Raw genomic sequence first — 6,192 nt, forward strand, 5'->3', positions numbered from 1 at the left:
CGAGGTGTGAACAGTCGATTAACTGGGAGGATGAAAGCATGAAACTCGCAAGGAAACTCGCGGTGGGCGTAGCGCTCGCCGTCGTCATGATGGCAGGAGCTGCAAGCGCGGCTGACATGAAGATCGGTCTCGTCGTCAAGTCGCTCGGCAACGGCTTCTTCGACGCTGCCAACAAGGGTGCGCAGGAAGCCGCCAAGGAACTCGGCGGTGTCGAGATCATCTATACAGGCCCGACCGCACCGACGGCCGAAGGCCAGATCGAAGTCATCAATTCGCTGATCGCCCAGGGCGTCGATGCCATCGCGATTTCGGCAAACGACCCGGACGCCGTCGTTCCGGCCCTGAAGAAGGCTGCCCAGCGCGGCATCAAGGTCATCTCGTGGGACTCCGGCGTTGCTCCTGAGGGCCGCATTCTGCAGCTCAACCCGTCGTCCAACGAGCTGATTGGCAAGATGTGCCTGACGCTTGCCAAGGACCATCTCGACGGCGGCAAGGGTGATTTCGCCATCCTGTCGGCAACGTCGACCGCAACGAACCAGAACATCTGGATCGACCAGATGAAGAAGCAGCTCAAGGACTTCCCGGGCCTCAACCTCGTCACCACCGTCTACGGCGATGATCTTTCGGACAAGTCCTATCGCGAAGCCGAAGGCCTGCTGAAGTCCAACCCGAACGTCAAGGTCATCGTCGCTCCGACGACAGTCGGCGTGCTCGCCGCCTCCAAGGTCGTCGAGGACAAGGGCCTCGTCGGCAAGGTCTACGTGACCGGCCTTGGCCTGCCGTCCGAAATGGCCGGCGCGATCAAGTCCGGCGCGACGAAGGAATTCGCCATCTGGAACCCGATCGACCTCGGCTATTCGGCAACGCAGATCGCCTATCACCTCGTCAAGGGTGACGCTGACGGCAAGCCGGGCAGCGAGATCGAAGCCGGCCGCATGGGCAAGATCAAGGTTGGCGACAATGGCGAGGCCGCGATGGCCGATCCGTTCGTCTACAACGCCTCGAACATCGACCAGTTCTCGAAGGTCTTCTGATCGCAAATACCCCTTCTGGCCTGCCGGCCATCTCCCCCACAAGGGGGGAGAAAATCTGCACCGCCCCTCCCATCGCGAGCCTCGGCATCGCGGTGGGTCAAACCCCTCCCCCTTGTGGGGAGGGGTTGGGGAGGGGTTTTTAAGGTGAAACCAATGATGCCCGCCGCAACACAAAAGCACGATGCCAGCCCCATGCCTGAAGGTAATGCCATCCTGGAAATGCGCGGCATCTCGCAGATTTTTCCCGGCGTGAAGGCGCTCGACAACGTCAGTATTGCGCTCTACCCCGGCAAGGTCACGGCGCTGATTGGCGAGAACGGCGCGGGAAAATCGACGCTCGTCAAGATTCTGACCGGTATCTACAAGCCCAACGAGGGCGAAATCATCGTCGACGGGCAGCCTGTTACCTTCTCCACCGCACAAGCGGCGATCGACGCCGGAGTCACCGCGATCCATCAGGAAACAGTGCTCTTCGATGAGCTGACGGTTGCCGAAAACATCTTCCTCGGCCATGCGCCGCGCACGAAATTCCGCACCATCGACTGGAAGTCGATGAACAGCCTCTCGAAGGAACTGCTCACGTCGCTCGAAAGCAACATCGATCCGACGATCCGTCTGAAGGACCTCTCTATTGCGCAGCGTCATCTGGTAGCGATTGCCCGCGCGCTCTCGATCGAGGCCCGCATCGTGATCATGGACGAGCCGACGGCGGCTCTTTCCCGCAAGGAGATCGACGACCTCTTCCGCATCGTCCAGGGCTTGAGAGCCAAGGGCAAGGCGATCCTCTTCATCAGCCACAAGTTCGACGAACTCTATGAGATTGCCGATAACTTCGTCGTCTTCCGCGACGGCCGCGCCGTCGGAAGCGGCAAGCTCCAGGAGACGCCGCAGGACTCGATCGTAAAGATGATGGTCGGCCGCGACGTCGAAAACGTGTTTCCGAAGATCGCCGTCAATATTGGCGGCCCCCTCCTCGAGGTCCGGAGTTACTGCCACCGGACGGAATTCCGCGACATCTCCTTCACGCTTCGCAAGGGCGAAATTCTCGGCGTCTACGGCCTGATCGGCGCCGGGCGTTCGGAACTTTGCCAGTCGCTCTTCGGCATTACCAAGCCGCTCTCCGGTAAGCTTGTCCTCGAAGGCAAGGAGCTGTCGATCACCTCTCCCCATGACGCCATCCGCGCCGGGATCGTCTATGTGCCGGAAGAGCGCGGCCGCCACGGCCTGGCGCTGCCGATGCCGATCTACCAGAACATGACGCTGCCCTCACTCGGCCGCACTTCGCGCAAGGGCTTCCTGAAAGCGGCGAATGAATTTGCGCTCGCCCGCAAATATGCCGAGCGGCTCGATCTCAGGGCCGCCGCGCTTTCCGTGCCCGTCGGTACGCTTTCCGGCGGCAATCAGCAGAAGGTGGTCATCGGCAAGTGGCTCGCGACCAAGCCGAAGGTCATCATCCTCGACGAGCCGACCAAGGGCATCGATATCGGTTCAAAAGCGGCTGTCCACGGCTTCATCAGTGAACTCGCCGCCGAAGGCCTTTCGATCATCATGATCTCCTCCGAACTGCCGGAGATCATCGGCATGTCGGATCGCGTGCTGGTGATGAAGGAAGGTCTTTCGGCGGGCCTCTTCGAGCGCGCTCAGCTTTCGCCAGAGGCGCTGGTGCGGGCGGCGACCGGAAATGCATGAGGTGAAAGCATGTCAAGACTGATCAGAAAGCGCGAAACCCTGCTTTTCCTCATCATCGTCGCGATGATCGCGATCTTCTCGACGCGCGCTTCGGATTTCGCAACGCCATCGAACCTCGCCGGCATCTTCAACGACACGTCGATCCTGATCATCCTGGCGCTGGCGCAAATGACGGTGATCCTGACGAAGTCGATCGACCTCTCGGTTGCCGCCAATCTCGCCTTCACCGGCATGGCGATCGCGATGATGAACGCCGCCTATCCGGGTATTCCGCTGATCGTGCTGATCGTTGCCGCGATCGCCATCGGTGCGTGCCTCGGCGCCATCAACGGTTTCATGGTCTGGGCGCTCGAAATGCCGCCGATTGTCGTGACGCTCGGTACGCTCACCATTTACCGGGGCATGGCCTTCGTGCTCTCCGGTGGCGCATGGGTGAACGCGCATCAGATGACGCCGATCTTCCTTTCGGTGCCGCGCACGCCGATCCTCGGCCTGCCCGTCCTGAGCTGGGTCGGGATCATCATCGTAGTGCTGATGTATGTGCTGCTGAAATACACCCAGTTCGGCCGCTCGGCCTATGCGACCGGCGGCAACCCGACGGCCGCCGTCTATGCCGGTATCGACACCGGCTGGACGAAATTCCTCGCCTTCGTGCTTTCCGGCGCGCTGGCGGGCCTCGCGAGCTATCTCTGGGTTTCCCGTTACGCGGTTGCCTATGTCGATATTGCCAGCGGTTTCGAGCTCGACAGCGTCGCAGCCTGCGTTATCGGCGGCATCTCGATTGCCGGCGGCGTCGGTTCGGTGATCGGCACCGTGCTCGGCGCCCTCTTCCTCGGCGTCATCAAGAACGCCCTGCCGGTCATCGGCATCTCGCCCTTCACGCAGATGGCGATCTCGGGCACCGTCATCATTCTCGCCGTCGTCTTCAATGCCAGACGCGAGCGCAGCCGCGGCCGCATCATCCTGCGCGACAAGGCAGCAGCAGACACTCCAGCCGAGGTGGCCGCATGAGCACCGTTTCCGCCCCGACCGAAAAACGCGTCATTCCCGATCGTCTCGGCACCCCGTTCCGCCGGATCATGTCCAGCTGGGAAGTTCTGCTCTTCGGCGTCGCCGTGCTGATCTTCATTTTCAATTCCCTGGCGTCGCCCTATTTCCTGAACGCTTGGAACCTCTCGGACGCGACCTTCAACTTCACCGAAAAGGCGATGATCGCCTTTGCTATGGCGCTGCTCGTCATTGCCGGTGAGATCGATCTCTCGGTCGCCGCCATCATCGCGCTTGCCTCGACCGCCATGGGCGCGGCGGCGCAAGTCGGCGTCGGCACAGCCGGACTTGTGTTGATTGGCATCGGCACCGGCCTGCTCTGCGGGATTTTCAACGGCCTCCTCGTCTCCGTGCTGAAACTGCCGTCGATCGTCGTCACCATCGGGACAATGAGCCTGTTCCGCGGCATTTCCTATATCGTGCTCGGCGATCAGGCCTATGGCAAATATCCCGCCGATTTCGCCTATTTCGGCCAGGGCTATGTCGTCTGGGTGTTCTCCTTCGAATTCGTGCTCTTCATCGTCTTGGCAGCCGCCTTTGCGGTCCTTCTGCACGCGACGAATTTCGGCCGCCAGATCTATACGATCGGCAGCAATGATTTTGCCGCCCGCTTTTCGGGTATTCCCGTCGAACGCGTGAAGTTCATCCTCTTCATGCTGACCGGCGTCATGAGCGGCATTGCAGCGGTCTGCCTCACCTCGCGTCTCGGTTCCACCCGCCCGTCGATCGCCCAGGGATGGGAACTCGAAGTCGTGACCATGGTCGTGCTCGGCGGCGTCTCGATCCTCGGCGGCTGCGGAACGATAGTGGGGGTCGTCATCGCCGCCTTTGTGATGGGCCTTGTCACCTTCGGACTCGGCCTGCTCAACGTGCCGGGCATCGTCATGTCGATCTTCATCGGCCTGCTGCTCATCATCACCATTGCCATTCCCATCATCGCCCGACGCATCAAGGCCATGAGCTCCCGATGACCCTCGAAAAACACGCCTTCAAGATGAAGCTCAACCCAGGCATGGAAGCCGAATACAGGAAGCGGCACGACGAGATCTGGCCGGAACTTGTCGAACTCCTGCACAAATCCGGCGCCAGCGATTATTCCATCCATCTCGACCGCGAGACAAACACCCTCTTCGGCATGCTGACACGTCCGCAGGACCACACGATGGCGAGCCTGCCGGACCATCCCGTCATGAAGAAGTGGTGGGCGCACATGGCCGACATCATGGAAACCAACGCGGACAATTCGCCCGTCCAGAGCGACCTCGTCACCGTCTTCCACATGCCATGAGCGACGCGCCAAAATACCGCCGGATCGCCGTTCTCGATATCGGCAAGACCAATGCGAAGGTCGTCGTTCTCGACGCTGCAACGGGTGCCGAGATCGCCGTCGCGAAGATAGCGAATACCGTCCTCAAGGATGGCCCTTACCCGCACTACGACGTGGAAGCGCTCTGGTCGTTCACGCTCGATGCCTTCCGACGCTTCGCGAAGGAGCCGGGCTTCGACGCCATCTCGATCACCACGCACGGCGCATCTGCGGCGCTGCTTGGCCCGGATGGCAAGCTCGCCATGCCGGTTCTCGACTACGAGCATGAATATCCGCAGGACATCCGCGATGCCTATACGGCCCTTCGCCCTTCCTTCAAGGAAACCTATTCACCGCGCCAGTCGATGGGACTGAATGTCGGCGCCCAGCTTCACTATCAGAAGAGGGCTTTTCCTGCGGAATTTGCAAGGGTGGCGACCATCCTCACCTACCCGCAGTATTGGGCGGCGCGGCTGACTGGTGTTGCGGCCAACGAAGTGACGTCGCTTGGCTGCCATACCGATCTCTGGAACCCGAAGCGCGGCGAATATTCCTCGCTGGTCGACACGCTCGGCATCCGCAATCTGATGGCGCCGATCCGCTCGGCCTTCGATGCGCTTGGTCCCGTGCTGCCGCAGATCGCCTCCGGCATTGGTGTCTCTACTGACATTCCGGTCTATTGCGGGATCCATGATTCCAACGCCTCGCTGCTGCCGCATCTCGTGACGCGCGAGGCGCCGTTTGCGGTCGTCTCGACCGGAACCTGGGTGATCAATTTCGGAGTGGGTGGCGATCTTGACCGTCTCGACCCATCACGTGATGCGCTTGCCAATGTCGATGCCTACGGCCGTGCGGTGCCATCCTCCCGCTTCATGGGCGGCCGCGAATTCGAGATTCTTTCCGCAGAAATCGGCGATGTTCCCTTGGGACATGTCAAGGCGGCTCTCGGCGAAACCATTTCAAAAGGCGTGATGCTCCTCCCGAACGTGGCGTCAGGTTCCGGGCCGTTTCCCGGCCGAGAGAAGCGCTGGCTGAATACGGATAATGCAGACGCTGCGGAGCGCTATGCCGCGATGTGCCTCTACCTTGGCTTGATGAGCGAGGCCTGCCTTGGCC

At 61.1% G+C, this 6,192-nt stretch carries 6 protein-coding genes; all 6 read left to right on the forward strand.

The genetic code is table 11. The features are described 5' to 3' along the window. Nucleotides 1-38: 38 nt before the first annotated feature. The gene (gene rhaS, locus ACPYOI_RS20645) at nucleotides 39-1,034 is read left to right on the forward strand and encodes a rhamnose ABC transporter substrate-binding protein (RefSeq protein ID WP_168830256.1); all 996 of its coding nucleotides are present in this window, start codon (nucleotides 39-41) and stop codon (nucleotides 1,032-1,034) included. 153 nt (nucleotides 1,035-1,187) lie between these two features. Continuing rightward, the gene (locus ACPYOI_RS20650) at nucleotides 1,188-2,723 is read left to right on the forward strand and encodes a sugar ABC transporter ATP-binding protein (protein WP_481423303.1); all 1,536 of its coding nucleotides are present in this window, start codon (nucleotides 1,188-1,190) and stop codon (nucleotides 2,721-2,723) included. 9 nt (nucleotides 2,724-2,732) lie between these two features. Then, the gene (locus ACPYOI_RS20655) at nucleotides 2,733-3,734 is read left to right on the forward strand and encodes an ABC transporter permease (protein ID WP_481418950.1); all 1,002 of its coding nucleotides are present in this window, start codon (nucleotides 2,733-2,735) and stop codon (nucleotides 3,732-3,734) included. Continuing rightward, entirely contained in the window at nucleotides 3,731-4,741 is a 1,011-nt protein-coding gene (locus ACPYOI_RS20660; RefSeq protein WP_481418949.1) for an ABC transporter permease, read from the forward strand. The genes ACPYOI_RS20655 and ACPYOI_RS20660 overlap by 4 nt, the downstream gene beginning before the upstream one ends. After that, a complete protein-coding gene (rhaM, locus tag ACPYOI_RS20665) occupies nucleotides 4,738-5,058 on the forward strand; it encodes an L-rhamnose mutarotase (RefSeq protein WP_481418948.1) in 321 nt (106 codons plus the stop codon). The genes ACPYOI_RS20660 and rhaM overlap by 4 nt, the downstream gene beginning before the upstream one ends. Next, on the forward strand, nucleotides 5,055-6,192 hold a 1,138-nt coding region (locus ACPYOI_RS20670), incomplete at its 3' end, for an FGGY-family carbohydrate kinase (protein WP_481423304.1). The genes rhaM and ACPYOI_RS20670, both read left to right, overlap by 4 nt.

The organism is Rhizobium sp. SVR5-2C, assembly GCF_056755115.1.

Bases quoted from the DNA above. Each gene is read 5' to 3' on its own strand.
- rhaS (WP_168830256.1), top strand. From the start codon at position 39: ATGAAACTCGCAAGGAAACTCGCGGTGGGCGTAGCGCTCGCCGTCGTC.
- ACPYOI_RS20650 (WP_481423303.1), top strand. From the start codon at position 1,188: ATGATGCCCGCCGCAACACAAAAGCACGATGCCAGCCCCATGCCTGAA.
- ACPYOI_RS20655 (WP_481418950.1), top strand. From the start codon at position 2,733: ATGTCAAGACTGATCAGAAAGCGCGAAACCCTGCTTTTCCTCATCATC.
- ACPYOI_RS20660 (WP_481418949.1), top strand. From the start codon at position 3,731: ATGAGCACCGTTTCCGCCCCGACCGAAAAACGCGTCATTCCCGATCGT.
- rhaM (WP_481418948.1), top strand. From the start codon at position 4,738: ATGACCCTCGAAAAACACGCCTTCAAGATGAAGCTCAACCCAGGCATG.